General features: G+C 61.4%; 13 protein-coding genes. 2 read left to right on the forward strand and 11 right to left on the reverse strand.

Annotated features, from left to right (window positions below):
- Positions 1-79 precede the first annotated feature (79 nt).
- The 8 genes from AC5PZ0_RS14020 to ppsA form a co-directional block, all read right to left on the reverse strand.
- Positions 80-1,117, reverse strand: coding sequence for an OmpA family protein (locus AC5PZ0_RS14020; protein WP_027596670.1), 1,038 nt, complete (start codon positions 1,115-1,117; stop codon positions 80-82).
- Positions 1,118-1,228: 111 nt separating this feature from the next.
- Positions 1,229-1,795: an RNA polymerase sigma factor SigX gene (gene sigX, locus AC5PZ0_RS14025; protein WP_033694384.1), complete on the reverse strand. Its 567-nt coding sequence runs from the start codon at positions 1,793-1,795 to the stop codon at positions 1,229-1,231.
- A gap of 113 nt (positions 1,796-1,908) precedes the next feature.
- A complete protein-coding gene (locus AC5PZ0_RS14030) occupies positions 1,909-2,733 on the reverse strand; it encodes a mechanosensitive ion channel family protein (RefSeq protein ID WP_027596672.1) in 825 nt (274 codons plus the stop codon).
- A 2-nt stretch (positions 2,734-2,735) separates the two neighbouring features.
- Complete coding sequence (locus tag AC5PZ0_RS14035) at positions 2,736-2,999, reverse strand: hypothetical protein (RefSeq protein WP_027596673.1); 264 nt, start codon at positions 2,997-2,999, stop codon at positions 2,736-2,738.
- Positions 3,000-3,186: 187 nt separating this feature from the next.
- The gene (locus tag AC5PZ0_RS14040; RefSeq protein WP_027596674.1) at positions 3,187-4,182 is read right to left on the reverse strand and encodes a zinc transporter ZntB; all 996 of its coding nucleotides are present in this window, start codon (positions 4,180-4,182) and stop codon (positions 3,187-3,189) included.
- Positions 4,183-4,209: 27 nt separating this feature from the next.
- Positions 4,210-4,701, reverse strand: coding sequence for a ribonuclease E activity regulator RraA (gene rraA / locus AC5PZ0_RS14045; protein ID WP_493855213.1), 492 nt, complete (start codon positions 4,699-4,701; stop codon positions 4,210-4,212).
- 321 nt (positions 4,702-5,022) lie between these two features.
- Positions 5,023-6,015, reverse strand: a complete 993-nt coding sequence (locus AC5PZ0_RS14050; RefSeq protein ID WP_493855214.1) for an alpha/beta fold hydrolase — start codon at positions 6,013-6,015, stop codon at positions 5,023-5,025.
- Between the two features lie 102 nt (positions 6,016-6,117).
- Positions 6,118-8,493: a phosphoenolpyruvate synthase gene (gene ppsA / locus AC5PZ0_RS14055; protein WP_265969985.1), complete on the reverse strand. Its 2,376-nt coding sequence runs from the start codon at positions 8,491-8,493 to the stop codon at positions 6,118-6,120.
- Positions 8,494-8,670: 177 nt separating this feature from the next.
- On the opposite strand from ppsA, the gene ppsR reads away from it, so the two are divergent.
- Entirely contained in the window at positions 8,671-9,489 is an 819-nt protein-coding gene (gene ppsR / locus AC5PZ0_RS14060; RefSeq protein WP_027596678.1) for a posphoenolpyruvate synthetase regulatory kinase/phosphorylase PpsR, read from the forward strand.
- A 197-nt stretch (positions 9,490-9,686) separates the two neighbouring features.
- Here the strand turns inward: ppsR and AC5PZ0_RS14065 are convergent, their stop codons facing one another.
- Positions 9,687-14,552: an NAD-glutamate dehydrogenase gene (locus tag AC5PZ0_RS14065; RefSeq protein ID WP_493855215.1), complete on the reverse strand. Its 4,866-nt coding sequence runs from the start codon at positions 14,550-14,552 to the stop codon at positions 9,687-9,689.
- Positions 14,553-14,826: 274 nt separating this feature from the next.
- On the opposite strand from AC5PZ0_RS14065, the gene AC5PZ0_RS14070 reads away from it, so the two are divergent.
- On the forward strand, positions 14,827-15,180 hold the full coding sequence (locus AC5PZ0_RS14070; RefSeq protein WP_493855216.1) for a hypothetical protein: 354 nt from the start codon (positions 14,827-14,829) through the stop codon (positions 15,178-15,180).
- 56 nt (positions 15,181-15,236) lie between these two features.
- Here AC5PZ0_RS14070 and AC5PZ0_RS14075 read toward each other — a convergent pair whose 3' ends face one another.
- The gene (locus AC5PZ0_RS14075; protein WP_265969988.1) at positions 15,237-15,521 is read right to left on the reverse strand and encodes a type II toxin-antitoxin system RelE family toxin; all 285 of its coding nucleotides are present in this window, start codon (positions 15,519-15,521) and stop codon (positions 15,237-15,239) included.
- A 7-nt stretch (positions 15,522-15,528) separates the two neighbouring features.
- Positions 15,529-15,762 (reverse strand): type II toxin-antitoxin system Phd/YefM family antitoxin, encoded by a 234-nt coding sequence (locus AC5PZ0_RS14080; protein ID WP_027596682.1) that lies wholly within the window; start codon positions 15,760-15,762, stop codon positions 15,529-15,531.
- Between the last annotated feature and the right edge of the window lie 108 nt (positions 15,763-15,870).

A 15,870-nucleotide genomic window follows, 5' to 3' on the forward strand; every position in this document is an offset into this window, starting at 1 on the left:
CTGGCAAGCCAGCACCCATGAAATCGCAGGCAAAGAAAAACCCGGCCGAGGCCGGGTTTTTCATGAAGCATCGAACCAATTACTTGGCTTGGGCTTCTACTTGCGCTTCAACGCGACGGTTAACAGCGCGACCTTCTTCGGTGGCGTTGTCAGCAACCGGACGGGTCTCACCGTAGCCAACCGAGTCAACACGGCTCGATTCTACGCCGTACTGCTGGGTCAGGACTTGCTTGACAGCGTTGGCACGACGCTCGGACAGCTTCTGGTTGTAAGCGTCTGGACCTACGGAGTCAGTGTGACCTTCAACCACGGTGGTGGTTTGTGGGTACTGCTTCATGAAGTCAGCCAGGTTCTTGATGTCGCCGTAGCTGTTTGGCTTGACGACCGACTTGTCGAAGTCGAACTTGACGTCCAGCTCAACACGAACGACTTCGGCAACAGCCGGGCAGCCGTCGGCGTCAACGGTAACGTTGGCCGGGGTGTCTGGGCACTTGTCGACGTTGTCGCACACGCCGTCGTTGTCGCTGTCGGAGCAGACTTCAGCTACTGGAGCCGGAGCTGGAGCAACTTTGCCACCGCTGCCACCGAAGTTCAGACCAACACCAACGGATGGGCCCCACTCGGTGTTGCCGTTGTCGATGTTGTACATGGCTTCAACGCCAGCACGGGCGAAGAACATGTCGGTGATGTACCACTTGGCGCCAGCGCCAACGTTGGCGAAGGTGGAGTGGTCGCGGCCGCTACGGGTAGCTTGGCCCAGGCTCTCGTGAGCGAAACCAGCGGAAACGTACGGACGCAGAGCATCGCCTACGGTACCGAAGTGGTAGGTAGCGTCGAGCTTGGCTTTCGAACCTTTGATGTCTTTGTTGAAGACTTCACCACGAGCGTTGTGAGTCTCGTTGTAGCCCAGGTCCAGGGAGACGTCGTCGGTCAGGAAGTAACCGAGGCGAACACCAGGATTGGTGCCGTCATTCTTGAAGTTACGCTCGCTGTCGTAGTACTGCTTGGTAACGTTACCTTCGATTTCGACTGCGCCTTGGCCTTGAGCCAGAACGCCGAACGAAGTAGCGGCTACGAGCGAGCCAATGGCCAAGCCCAAGGTGTTTTTCAATTTCATCCGTTAAATCCCCATCTGGTGATAGTTAAGCAGTCCCACCAACAACAAGGGGGACAACTCGACGGCTAGTCTAGCAGAACTCGCCGATTCGTTAGAGATTATTGCACGCGCTTAAGTTTCATCCAGCCCGTGAAATTTCTCTCGAAGCTTGTCTAGCGCGCGCTTGTAACGCATTTTCGTCGCGCTCAGGCCCATGTGCATGATATCCGCGATTTCCTGAAATTCCAGCTCTGCGACAAATCGCAGCACCAGGATTTCCCGATCGATCGGGTTCACATGCACGAGCCATTTGTCCAGCCCGCCTTTTTCTTCGGGTTTGGGTGCCTTGTCTTCGGACGCCTCTTCAATAGGGTCCAGACTCAAGGCATCCATCAACCGACGTTTGCGTCGCTCCTTGCGGTACTGGGTAATGCACTCGTTGTAGGTGATGCTATAGAGCCAGGTTTTGAACTTCGATTTACCTTCGAAGTTCTTCAGCCCGTACAGCACTTTCAGCATCACTTCCTGACAGACATCGTCGGCATCCCGGTCGTTCCCCAAATAACGTGCACAGACGTTGAACAGGGTCCGCTGGTAGCGCCGCATGAGCTCCTCATAGGCGCGGGTAACGTGGTACAGCTCCTCATGCGAACGCGCCACCAACTCTTCGTCGGTGAGCTCGCGGGGGTCATAACGCATGGGCGGCGAATGAACTTTATTCAAAACGGATCTGGCCGACAGTCAGGTCAATGTCGCCGCTCGACCCCGTGGGGTCGATTTCGCGGCGGCATACATTAACAGCTTTTGTGCGGTTAGCGGCTATTGACACGCTGCTCAAGCAACACGCGGTTAGACAGCGACACCAGTTCGCCATCATCGGTCAACAGCGTCGTCTTCACCGTGCCGATTTCCTCGATATGCCCTTCGACCTCTCCAATCCGCACCTGCTGGCCGACTTGGTACAGCTCGCGCACGTAGATGCCGGCCAGAATTTGCCCAGCGATTTCGCGGCTGCCGAGGCCCATGGCCAAGGCAACGGCCAGACCAACGGTAATCAGCCCGATGACGATCACGTGGTTCAGAAGGTCGGTCTTGACCTCGAGCTGGCTGATGGCCACCGAGATGCTGATGATGATCACCAGGCCTTGGGTGATACGCCCAATACCGGCGGAATACTCAAGGCCAATGCCTTCGGCTGCACCGCGCACCAGGCCATTAGCCACCTGCGCCAGCAGCACGCCGGCCAGCAGCACCAGCGCCGCGCCGAACACTTTAGGCAGGTACAGGGCGAGCATGTCGAGGGTCGCCGACACCCGCTCAAGGCCCAGCGATTCAGCGGCCGAAACGAGGAAGATCAGCAACACGAACCAGTAGACGATCTTGCCGATCAGGGTCGATATCGGCACCTGGATGCCACCCCGGCTCAACATCTTGGTCAGCCCGGTACCGGCCATCAGGCGGTCCAAGCCAAGCTTGGCGAGCAATTTGGAGAGCAGCGCATCGAGCAGCTTGGCCACCACGAAACCGAGCAGCACCACCACCAGCGCGCCGAACAGGTTAGGGATGAAGTTCGCCACCTTGGTCCAAAGGGCCGTCATGGCAGTGACCAGGCTTTGGGTCCAGAGATCCAGTTCCATATTCAATCGGCCTTATCTGCTTTGCTGCCGCTGGCAGCGTTGCGGGTAGAGTTTCTACGCACGGGCGCAACATGCGCCGAGCCATTGTTGACGGCAATCAGCAGCGCCTGGCTCCAACGGCCAAGCAGGCTGAACAGATCACCCGCACCGACCTGGCGGTTGGCGGTTTTCAGCACACGACCCAAGCAGGCGGCGTCATCTCGGTCCTGGCCGGACGGTGACGCCTTGAGCAGGTCGCGCAGGGATTCTTCAAACGGATCGTGCATGGGCACCTCGCGCAGTATCAGCAAGAGACGAGATGGCACAGCGATGGGTCACACATCGCCTTGGGACGAATGTTTCAAAATGAACACGCGTTGGATTCTTCGCGGGCAAGCCCGCTCCCACAGGGATCGCGCTGCAAGATAAATCAGTGCAATGCCCGCGAAGAGGCCAGTACAGGTCAATAGCCATTCACACCCACCGCAACCGCCGGAACAGCCACCACTGCCCCACCGCCAAGCCCAGCACCAGCAGGCTGGCGAACAGGAAGCCATACGGGCTGTTCGACCCCGGAATACCGCCGACGTTGATGCCGAGCAGCCCGGTGACGAAGCTCATGGGCAGGAAAATACAGGTGATGATGCCGAAGCGGTACATGGTCCGGTTCATCCGCTCGCTGCGGCGCCGGTCCTCGCTCTCAAGCACCAGCGCGGCCCGCTCGCGGGTCAGCTCGAGCTCTTCGAGGTAGCGGATCAGGCTGTTGTTCAACTCGTTCCAGTAGTCGGCATCGGCATCGGCGAACCAGCTCCACTTGCTGCGTGACAGCTGGGCGTAGATTTCACGCTGCGGCGCCAGAAAACGCCGCAGGCCAGCGGCCCGACGGCGGATCTGCTGCAGGCTGCCCTGCTCTGGAGTGTACCGTTCGTCGGATTCGACCTTTTCTTCTTCGAGATCAACCAATTCGGACAGGTCGCTGACCAGGCCCTGGACCTTTTCGGTCAGCAGTTCTCCCATCAACAGCAACAACTCGGAAGCCGACTTCGGCCCCCTGCCCTCGCTGAGCAACTGCAGAATCTCATCGCTGGCCCGCAGCGGCCGCAGGCGTAGCGAGATGACCCGCTGCGCCTCGGCGAAAATGCGTACCGAAACCATGTCTTCAGGCTCGGCGCCCGGGTTAAGGTTGACCCCGCGCAAAAACAGCAACAACTGTTCATCCACCAGCGGCAGCAAGCGCGGCCGGGTGTTTTCTTCCAGCAGCAAATCGCAGGCAAACTCGCTCAGGCCGCTGTCGCGCAGCAGCCAGGTACGGGTTTGCGGGTGGCTGCGGTCCCAGTGCAGCCAGAGGCTTTCCTGGGGGTGCAGTTGCAGGTCGTCCAGTTCGGTACGGGCAATCGAGCGCGCGCCGCCTTTGCCATCGAGCACCAGGGCATGCACCAGCCCCCACTGCGCGTTGTCTTCCTCGAACATCAAAGCTCCATCAGCGCGTGCGGCGCATCACTCCGGCATTTTCAGCGGGCTTGGCGAGACCAGCACGCCATTGTTGTCGGCATATACGTATTCACCCGAGCGGAAGGTCACGCCGGCGAAGGTCACTGGCACGTCGAGCTCGCCGATGCCGCGCTTGTTGCTCTTCTTCGGGTGGCTGGCCAGGGCCTGCACGCCGACGTCGGTCTGGATCAGGATGTCCACGTCGCGTACGCAGCCGTAGATCACCAAGCCTTCCCAGCCATTTTTGGCAGCCTTCTCGGCCAGCATGTCGCCCAGCAGCGCACAGCGCAGCGAACCGCCGCCGTCGACCACCAGCACCTTGCCCTTGCCGTCGAGATCGACCTGCTCCTTGACCAGCGAGTTGTCTTCGAAGCATTTGAGGGTGACGATTTGGCCGCCGAACGAATCGCGGCCGCCGAAGTTGCTGAACATGGGTTCGAGCACCTGGACCAGGTCAGGGTAGGCGTCGCAGAGGTCGGGCGTTACGTAATGCTGCATGGGAAGCTCCTGTCAGTCACAACGAAAGCGGGTGTGGGCCAAGGCTACACCGGAGAGGCTGTCGCAGTCATCCAGGACTGAGTGGTCAGCTTGTGCCTGTACCGGCCCTTTCGCGGGCAAGCCCGCTCCCACAGGTACCTCACTGCTCTCAAGGGCAGTGTGGCACCTGTGGGAGTCATCCAGGACTGAGTGGTCAGCTTTTGCCTGTACTGGCCCTTTCGCGGGCAAGCCCGCGCTACAGGAATACCACTGGCCTAGGAGCTGCGGTGATCCTGTGGGAGCGGGCTTGCCCGCGAAAGGGCCAGTAAAGGCTGCACAGAATCAGCTGGCCAACACAGGCTCCGCCATCACAATCGAAGCATGCACGGGCACCAAGGGGTCCCTCAACCAGCGCTCCACCAACGGCCAGACCTGAGCCTGGGCCGCCTTGCTGACCAGCATGTCGACATGCCCGAACGCCTCGAAGCCTTCCTCGCGCCCCAGCCTCAGAAACTGTTTACGCGCCCCGCCCAACTGCTCGAACAGCTTGCGGCAAGCCCATACAGGGTCCTGGAAGTCGCCCGCGCCGGCCACGGCCAGCACCGGCACATCGACCCGTGCAAGCCCGGCCCACCAGTCATTGTCCTTGTCGCCAAAGCGCCCGAACAGGCCATGCCAGCGCATGCTTTCGAGGGCCAGGCCGATCGGCTCGTCCTCCGGGCCACGCTTTAAGCGCTGCCCCGGAATCTGCCGCCAGCGCTTGAGCAAAAACTTCGCCCCCCATACTACCGGCGGCACTTTCAAGGGCCAGTACACGCGGCTGACCTGGGTGCCGAAGAACGCCGCGCTGGCAACTTGCTCAGGTGGCAAATACCCGCCACCCAGTGCGGCGGCCAGGGTGGTACCGCCCAGGGAATGGCCAACCCAGTGCGGCGCCTGGCCGGCCTGCTCCTGAACGAATGCAGCAATCAAGGGCAAGTCATCGCGGGCATAGTCGGCGACACGGTTGTGCTGCCACTGGCGATTGCGCGGCGACAGGCCATGGCCACGCATTTCTGGGATCCACACATCAAAACCTGCGCGGGCGAGAAACGCGCCCAGGCCGATGCCTTTGGGCGAATACCAGTAACGGCGGTTGGAGAAACTGCCGTGCAAGAGAATGACCGGTACGCCCTGGGCGCCTGGCTGGTCGGCCAACCCAAGGCGGGTCACGGCCAGCTCGACGCTCGGGTCGGGGCTGTTGCCAGCCTTGATCCGGTACACGTCCTCGCTCAAGTCGCCTCGGCGCTCTGCGCTGAGCAAGGCCACGGGAAATAAAGTGCTGCTGCTATGCATAAGGTTGCTTGGTGCACAAAAAAGGGCGGGAACCATTACTGGAACTCGCCCTGGATAAAACCAGGCGGGAGCGCGCCAGACGCGCCCCCGCAATTCACTGCATCAGGCTGCGCCCTGGCCCTCGGCCAGGAAGAACCAGGTCTCGAGCACCGAGTCCGGGTTCAGCGACACGCTTTCGATGCCCTGCTCCATCAGCCATTTGGCCAGGTCTGGGTGGTCCGATGGGCCCTGGCCGCAGATGCCGATGTACTTGCCGGCCTTGTTGCACGCCTGGATGGCGTTGGCCAGCAGCTTCTTGACGGCAGGGTTACGCTCATCGAACAGGTGCGCAATGATACCCGAGTCACGGTCCAGGCCCAGGGTCAGCTGGGTCAGGTCGTTGGAGCCGATCGAGAAGCCGTCGAAGTATTCCAGGAACTCTTCGGCCAGAATCGCGTTGGACGGCAGCTCGCACATCATGATCACGCGCAGGCCATTGTCGCCACGGGCCAGGCCGTTTTCGGCCAACAGGTCGATGACCTGGCTGGCTTCGCCCAAGGTGCGCACGAACGGCACCATGATTTCAACGTTGGTAAGGCCCATTTCGTTGCGCACGCGCTTAAGCGCACGGCATTCGAGCTCGAAGCAGTCACGGAACGATTCGCTGATGTAACGCGAAGCGCCACGGAAGCCCAGCATCGGGTTTTCTTCTTCCGGCTCGTACAGCTTGCCGCCGATCAGGTTGGCGTATTCGTTGGACTTGAAGTCCGACAGGCGCACGATGACCTTTTTCGGGTAGAAGGCTGCCGCCAGGGTGCTGATGCCTTCGACCAGCTTCTCGACATAGAAGCCGACCGGGTCGTCGTAACCGGCGATGCGCTTGTCGACGCTGTCCTTGAGCTCTGCCGGCAGGCCGGCATAGTTCAGCAGCGCCTTGGGGTGCACGCCGATCATGCGGTTGATGATGAACTCCAGGCGCGCCAGGCCGACACCGGCGTTGGGCAGCTGGGCGAAGTCGAAGGCACGGTCCGGGTTGCCGACGTTCATCATGATCTTGAACGGCAGGTCCGGCATGGCGTCGACCGAGTTCTGCTTGATGTCAAAGCCCAGTTCGCCTTCGAAGATGAAGCCAGTATCGCCTTCGGCGCAGGAGACCGTCACGCCCTGGCCGTCCTTGAGCAGTTGGGTGGCGTTGCCGCAACCGACAACGGCCGGAATACCCAGCTCACGGGCAATGATCGCCGCGTGGCAGGTACGCCCGCCACGGTTGGTGACGATGGCGCTGGCGCGCTTCATGACCGGTTCCCAGTCCGGGTCGGTCATGTCGGAGACCAGCACGTCGCCCGGCTGGACCTTGTCCATTTCCGACACGTCGTTGATCACGCGGACCTTGCCGGCGCCGATGCGCTGGCCGATGGCGCGGCCTTCGACCAGTACGGTGCCTTTCTCTTTGAGCAGGTAGCGTTCCATGACATTGGCGCTGGAACGGCTTTTTACGGTTTCAGGGCGGGCCTGAACGATGTACAGCTTGCCGTCGTCACCGTCTTTGGCCCACTCGATGTCCATCGGGCGCTGATAGTGCTGCTCGATGATCATGGCCTGCTTGGCCAGTTCGTTGACTTCGGCGTCGCTCAGGCAGAAGCGGGCGCGTTCGGCGCGGTCGACTTCGACGGTCTTGACCGAACGACCGGCCTTGGCCTCGTCGCCGTAGATCATCTTGATCGCCTTGCTGCCCAAGTTGCGGCGCAGAATGGCCGGGCGGCCGGCCTGCAAGGTTTGCTTGTGTACGTAGAACTCGTCAGGGTTGACCGCACCCTGCACGACGGTTTCACCCAGGCCATAGGCGCCGGTGATGAACACCACGTCGCGGAAGCCCGACTCGGTGTCGAGGGTGAACATCACACCGGCGGTGCCGGTCTCGGAGCGGACCATGCGCTGCACGCCGGCCGACAGGGCCACCAGCTTGTGGTCGAAGCCCTGGTGCACGCGGTAGGCAATGGCGCGGTCATTGAACAGCGAGGCGAACACTTCCTTGGCCGCGCGGATCACGTTGTCGACGCCGCGGATGTTGAGGAAGGTTTCTTGCTGACCGGCAAACGAGGCGTCCGGCAGGTCTTCGGCGGTGGCCGAAGAGCGCACGGCAACGGCCATGTTGTCGTTGCCAGCGGCCATTTCGGCGAAGGCCGTACGGATTTCCGCATCCAGACGCGCCGGGAATTCAGCTTCCATGACCCACTGGCGAATCTGTGCGCCGGTTTTGGTCAGGGCGTTGATGTCATCCACGTCCAGCGCATCGAGTGCGGCATGGATCCGGTCGTTGAGACCACTCTGTTCGAGAAAATCGCGGTACGCCTGCGCCGTAGTGGCAAAGCCGCCCGGCACCGATACACCAGCACCCGCAAGGTTGCTGATCATCTCGCCCAGGGATGCGTTCTTGCCCCCCACATGCTCCACATCATGGACGCCGAGCTTATCGAGGGAAACTACGTACTCTACCAAGGTGATCTCTCCACTAACTGTGTTGGAAAAGCTCAAAGGCGCCCGCCTGTCTGCTTTGACTTGGCCGGGCGTTTGTGGCCTGTACCTGGAAAATAAGTGAGAATGCCGACAGCCGCATTCGGCAAACCGAACTTATCATATCCAAGAAACGTCATCAGCTTAAGGCCCAGGGTGCAAATGAAAAGAACCGCGTTCTTCATCTCCGACGGCACCGGCATCACCGCCGAGACCCTGGGGCAAAGCTTGCTCGCTCAATTCGAAAGCATTCCGTTCAACAAATTCACCCGTCCCTACATCGATACGCCAGACAAAGCGCGCACCATGGTGCAGCAAATCAACGCTGCCGCCGAGCGCGATGGTGTGCGCCCGATCATCTTCGACACCATCGTCAATCAGGACATCCGCGAGATCCTGGCGACCTCGAATGGCTTCATGATCGACATCTTTTCGTCGTTTTTATCCCCGCTCGAGCAAGAATTGACCGCCCATTCGTCGTATTCCGTGGGCAAATCCCACTCGATTGGGGGCAACTCCAACTACATGGAGCGTATCGAGGCGGTCAACTTCGCCCTGGACAACGATGATGGCGCGCGCACGCACTACTACGACAAGGCCGACCTGATTCTGGTCGGCGTCTCACGCTGCGGCAAGACGCCAACCTGCCTGTACATGGCCATGCAATTCGGTATTCGTGCGGCCAACTACCCGCTGACCGAAGATGACATGGAGCGCCTGCAACTGCCGGCGGTGCTGAAAAAGCACCACAGCAAGCTGTTTGGCCTGACCATCGACCCGGACCGCCTGACGGCCATCCGCCACGAGCGCAAGCCCAACAGCCGCTATTCCAGCTTTGCCCAGTGCGAGTTCGAGGTGCGCGAGGTAGAGAGCCTGTTCCGGCGGGAGAACATTCCCAATATCAATTCCACGCATTTTTCGGTGGAAGAGATTTCGGCAAAGATTCTGGTGGAGAAAGGCGTGGAGCGGCGGTTCAAGTAAGCCTGCAGCGGCCTCTTCGCGGGGCAAGCCCGCTCCCACAGGTTGCCCACTGAAGCTGAGGGCAGTCCAGGTTGCCCACTAAACCTGAGGGCAGTGGGCAACCTGTGGGAGCGGGCTTGCCCCGCGAAGAGGCCGGGACAGCCCCCTAAAAAAAGCCCCGGCATCGCTGCCGGGGCTTTTTCATTTCAGACCACCGATCAGGACGGCACCACCACCGCCTGCCCGCTCATGGCCAGGTCGACCAGCTCGCGGTTGGCCACCGCGTACATCGCATAGTCAGTCCCGGTGGCATTGCGCAGGTCATCCAGCATCGCGCGCCAGCGCTCGACCATCACCCGGTGCTGCTCGGCCCACAGCGCCACACGGGCATCCATGTCCTGCGGTGCATCGACCATTTGCAGCACAGAAATGGTGATCGCCCGCTGCTGCAGGTCGATATCGTCGCGGAACGCCTCGCGGGCCAGGGCCTGCCAGTTGTTTTCCACCGGCAGGTTGCTGATCTCCTGCAGGTACCAGGTCAGGTCCAGCGAGCTGCCCACGGCGAAGAACGCCTTGGCCACCTGCGCCGGGTCATGGCCGGTCACATCCGCCGCCTCGATGATCGGCAACAAGGTGTACAGGTGGCTGGTACCGGCCACCATGCGCGCCAGCAGCTCTGGCACACCGGCGTCGACGAAGCCCTGGTAGCGCACCATCCAGCGCTCGCGGGTCGGGCCTTCCAGCAGTTCGTCGAGCTTGAGCCCCAGTTGCGCGATCTTCGGCCCGAAATGCGCGGTATCACGCCCGGCATCCTGCTCGTTGCGGCGGCTGCGCAGGAACCAGCGCGTGGCACGGCGGCCCAGGCGCATCAACTCGTCCATCAGGGTCAGTTGGATTTCGGCCGACACCTGATAGTCCAGCGCTTCGATCTGACGGAACCAGTGCGGCAGGTGGAAGATGTCGCGCACGATTACGTAGGCGCCCGCCACGTTGGCCGGGCTCATGCCGGTCGATTCCTTCAGGCGCTGGACGAAGGTGATGCCCATGTTGTTGACCAGGTCGTTGGCGATCTGGGTGCTGACGATCTCGCGTTTCAGGCGATGACGGCGCATGGACTCGGCAAACTTGCTGACCAGTGACGGCGGGAACGCGGTCTCCATGTCGCGGGTCAGGTAATCGTCGTCCGGCACCAGCGACTTCAGCAGTTGCTCCTTGAGGTCGATCTTGCTGTACGAGATCAACACCGACAGCTCGGCACGGGTCAGGCCCTGGCCAGCCGCCAGGCGCTCGGCCAGTTGCTCTTCGGACGGCAGGAACTCGATGGCACGGTCGAGCTTGCCACGCCCTTCCAGGTCCGCCATCAGGCGCTTGTATTCGGCAATCCGCTCGCGGGCGCGTCGGGCCGCCAGGGACAACGCCTGGGTCTGCTTGTAGTTGTTGCCTAGCACCAGCGCGCCGACTTCTTCGGTCATGCTGCCGAGCAGCTGGTTGCGCTGCTTCTCGGTCATGTCGCCACCCTGCACCACTTCATTGAGCAGGATCTTGATATTGACCTCGTGGTCCGAGCAGTCCACGCCGCCGGCGTTGTCGATGAAGTCGGTGTTGGTCGCGCCGCCATTGAGGCCGAACTCGACCCGGCCAAGCTGGGTCATGCCCAAGTTGCCGCCCTCGCCCACCACCTTGCAGCGCAGCTCGTTGCCGTTGACGCGCAGGGCGTCGTTTGCCTTGTCGCCGACATCGGCGTGGCTCTCGCTGCTGGCCTTGACATAAGTGCCGATGCCGCCGTTCCACAGCAGGTCGACTGGCGCCTTGAGCAGTGCATTGAGCAGCTCGGTCGGGGTCAGGCGGTCGGCTTCGATGGCAAAGCGTTCTTTCATCTGCGGGCTGATGGCAATGCTCTTGGCACTGCGCGGGAAGATCCCGCCGCCTTCGGACATGATGCTGGTGTCGTAGTCGCTCCAGGCCGAACGCGGCAGGTCGAACAGGCGCTTGCGCTCGGCGAAGCTGTTGGCCGGCTCCGGGTTCGGGTCGATGAAGATGTGCAGGTGGTTGAACGCCGCCACCAGCTTGAGTTTGTCTGACATCAGCAAGCCATTGCCGAACACGTCGCCGGCCATGTCGCCGACCCCGATCACGGTAATCGGGTCTTCCTGCACGTTGATGCCGCGCTCGCGGAAGTGGCGCTGTACACCCACCCAGGCGCCACGGGCGGTGATGCCCATCTTCTTGTGGTCATAACCGGCCGAGCCGCCCGAGGCAAAGGCGTCGCCCAGCCAGAAGCCGTAATCGATGGCGATGCCGTTGGCGATGTCCGAGAACGTCGCGGTGCCTTTGTCGGCGGCCACTACCAGGTACGGATCGTCTTCATCGTGCCGCACCACGTTGGCCGGCGGCACCACGCCCCCGTCCTTGAGGTTGTCGGTGATGTCGAGCAGGCCAGAAATGAAGATGCGGTAGCAGGCAATGCCTTCGGCAGCGATCTCGTCACGGCTGCCACCCAGGGGCAGGCGGCGCGGCAGGAAGCCGCCTTTGGCGCCGACTGGCACGATGACCGAGTTCTTCACCTGCTGGGCCTTGACCAGGCCGAGCACCTCGGTGCGGAAGTCTTCCTCGCGGTCCGACCAGCGCAGGCCGCCACGGGCGACGTTGCCAAAGCGCAGGTGCACGCCTTCGACCCGTGGCGAATAAACGAAGATCTCGAACTTGGGTACCGGCTTTGGCAGCTCGGGGATCAGCTTGGGGTTGAACTTGAAGCTGAAGTACGACTTGTTCTGGCCGTTGGCATCGGGCTGGTAGAAGTTGGTGCGCAGGGTGGCCTTGATCAGGTCCAGGTAGCGACGCAGGATGCGGTCTTCGTTGAGCACCTGAACATCGTCCAGCGCCGTCAAGATCGCCTGCTCCAGACGCTGCTGCTTGTCGTCCAGGTCGTCTTGAGTCAGTTTGCGCGCCAGGTAGAAGCGGGTCTTGAACAACCGGGTCAGTTCGCGAGCGATACCGGTGTGGTTGTTCAAGGTGCTGGCGATGTAGCCCAGGTCGAAGCCCAGGCGGATCTGCTTGAGGTAACGGGCATACGCACGCAGCAGCGCCACATCGCGCCACGGCAGGCCGGCGGTCAGCACCAGGCGGTTGAAGGCGTCGTTCTCGGCATCGCCGCGGACGATGTGGATGAAGGCGTCCTGCAGGGTGTCGTTGAGCTGCTGGATATCCAGGCTCAGGCCTTCGCTGTAGGTGAAGGCGAAGTCATGGATCCAGTACTCACGGCCATTGGCGTGGCGCAGGCGATACGGGAACTCGCCAAGCACGCGCAAACCGAGGTTTTCCAGAATCGGCAAGACATCGGACAGCGCCAGCGGGGTGTCGGCGTGGTACAGCTTGCAATGCAGGGTACGCTCGCCGACCTGGGTCAGCGGCTGGTAGAAGCTCATGGCCAGCGGCTTGCTTTCAGACAGCCCCAGCACATGCTGCAGGTCGACCACGGCCGAGTGCGCCGCAAAGCGCTCGCGGTAGCCCGCCGGGAAGCCTTTGGGGAAGTCGGCCAGGATGTTAGTGCCTTGGGCTTCGCCGAAGTTCTCTACCACCAGGGTCGAGTAATCGTCCTGCCACGAGCGGCAAGCCTGGATCACTTCGTTTTCCAGCTGCTGCGGGTCGATGTCGATGCGGTTCTTCGGGTCGACCCGCAAAATCAGCTGCACGCGCGCCAGCACCGATTCGGAGAAGAAGGTCCAGAACTCGCAGTCGCTGGCTTTGAGGCGCTCCATCAGCACCTGCTGGATCTTCTGCCGCACTTCGGTGGAGTAGACCTCGCGCGGCACGTAGGCCAAGCAGTAGCAGAAGCGGCCGTAAGGGTCTTTGCGCAGGAACACGCGAATCTTGTTGCGCTCCTGGATCTGCACGATGGCCATGACCGTGCTGAACAGCTCGTCGATCGGGGTCTGGAACAGGTCGTCGCGCGGCAGCACTTCGAGCACCTGGGCCAGTTCCTTGCCCAAGTGGGCCTTGGGGTCGAAGCCCGAACGGCGCTCGACTTCGGCCACCTTGACCCGAATGTACGGGATGGCATGCACGCTCTCGCCATACACCGAGGAGGTGTACAAGCCCATGAAGCGGTGTTCCTTGACCACCTTGCCATCCGCGTCCAGCTGGCGGATCGACACGTAATCCGGGTAGGCCGGGCGGTGCACGCGGCTGGGCAGCGCGGCCTTGGCGAAGGACAGCAGCAGCGGCTCGTTGAGGTAGGCCACGGCGTAGTCTTCGATACGCAGCTCTTCAGGCGTCAGCCCCACGCGCAGGCGCCGTGGCAGGCCGAGGAACGACTGTTCGTCGTAGACCATCTGGCCGCCATCGCTGCCGCCCTGGACGGTGAATTCTTCGTAGCCGAGGAAGGTGAAATGGTTGTCCAGCAGCCACTCGAGAAACGCCTTCACCTCGCCTTTGTCATGCTGCGCCGGGCCGAACGCGGTCTGTTCCACCAGCGCCACGACTTCGCGCAGCTTGGCCTTCATCGGTTCGAAATCGGCGACCGCCACCCGCACTTCGGCCAGCACTTGTTCGATTTCACGGGCCAGCACCGTCAGTTCGGCGGCGTTGGCGCAGCGGTCGATCTCCAGGTACATCAGCGACTCATGGCGCACGCCTTCGCCGTGGGTACCCTTGGGCAGCAGCTCCAGCAGCTCACCTTTGGCACTGCGGCGTACGCTCAGTACCGTGGTTTGCAGGGTGTGGATGCTGTAGCCCCGGCGGTTGAGCTCGGTGCGCACCGAGTCGACCAGGAAGGGCAGGTCGTGGTGCAGCACCTCGACCACGGTGTGGGTCGACTGCCAGCCGTTGCGTTCGTAATCAGGGTTGTACACCCGCACTTGAGGTTGTTCGGCGTCGAAGCGCTCGATGATGCGCCAGGCAGAAAGGGTACAGCCAGCCAGGTCGGAAAGCCTGCGCTGGGTGAGTTCGTCCATAGAGATGATGCCGAAGAACTGTTCGGCGAACAGCGCCACTTGTGGCAGTGCCTGTTCGCTGATGTGCTGCGCCAGAGCCGCTTGCAGTTGATGCTGGAAGTCGGCCTTGCTGGCTGCGGTGAAAAACGCCATCTGTGGTACTCCGCTTGGGCTTTGTAATAATTGAAGCGTCGCTCGCGTGCGCCGTGTACGGATCAACGATAGCCAACCCGTGGCATGGCGGACGGTTATAACCAGGCGTTGGACGTGCACAGCACGCCCAGGGCTCGCCGAAGCTTAACGACTGAGTAGTCACCAACGCTTGCAGCGCTGCGACAATTTCGGTCAAGGGGGGGTAACTTTACGTTTATGGATACGTGCAAGACTGTCAGAATTCCCTTCCGTTTCCTTTGACCCGAGCCTGTCCATGCAAATCAACACCGCCCTGCTCTTCGCCACCCCTTGCGATGACGAGGAAGACAACATGGCGACCCTCTGCTGCCACAGCGACAAGGGTCAGATGTTCCTGCTTACCCGCTATCCGGATGAAGACACGGTCGACCTGACCCTGGATGACGAGCCGTCGACGCTGGACGGGCTGAAAGTGACCCTGAGCGCCCAGCGCCTGCTGATCGAAGTGGCGGCCGGGGACCGCGATGCGCTGAGGGGGGATGAAGTGCTGGAGATCATCCTGACCAGCGAACTGAGCGACATGGACGAGGTGAAGGAGACGCTGCAGAACATTCTTGAGGGGACGGGGACGTTTGTCTGCGAGGTTTGAGGGCTGTCATTTCCCAAGCAGGAAACCCTAAACCCCGCCGAAGCGGGACTTAGGGTTTACACACGTTTGTAGGCAGCTTCGTACACTTCATCGTCGCGCCTGGCACCTATGCAGAGAACCAAAACGATCTCGGTGCCGTTAATTCGATAGACAATGCGCACATCGCCTGTGCGAATTCTGCGGCAACCCGCCAGCACGCCCCTAAGGGGCTTGCCTAGCTTGTCAGGCTCGCCTCCTGCGATACGCTCACGCACCACTCTGAGGACTCTTTGTGCCTCCGCGCGCCCAAGCTGCAGAAGGTCATTTTCTACTTCAGGGTGAAACCTGACAGTCCAGATCATCGCGTTCCTACCTGAAGCGAGCCTCCATGTCTTCAAGGCTCACGCTATTTTCCTCTTTCAGGCTGAGTAGGCGCTCGGCAGCCAGCCGTTCGGCGCGTAGATCTTCGAGCTCGTCCTGCATGGCTTGGTAGGCCTCAACACCTATCAGCACAGCAGCCGGCTCATTGTCCTTGAAAATAACGAGGTGGGTTGCATCCCCGCTCGTCACTTCCTTTAAACGCGCTCCAAACGTTCTAGCCATTGCCGTAGCAGACACCGCCTGCTCAGCTCTGGTCATTAGTCCAGCCATCGCATGCTTGCTCCCATCGGTTTGCTGCATTGCCTCCAGAGAGTAAGGGAGACGGGAGGA

Source organism: Pseudomonas sp. 5.2, assembly GCF_059025405.1.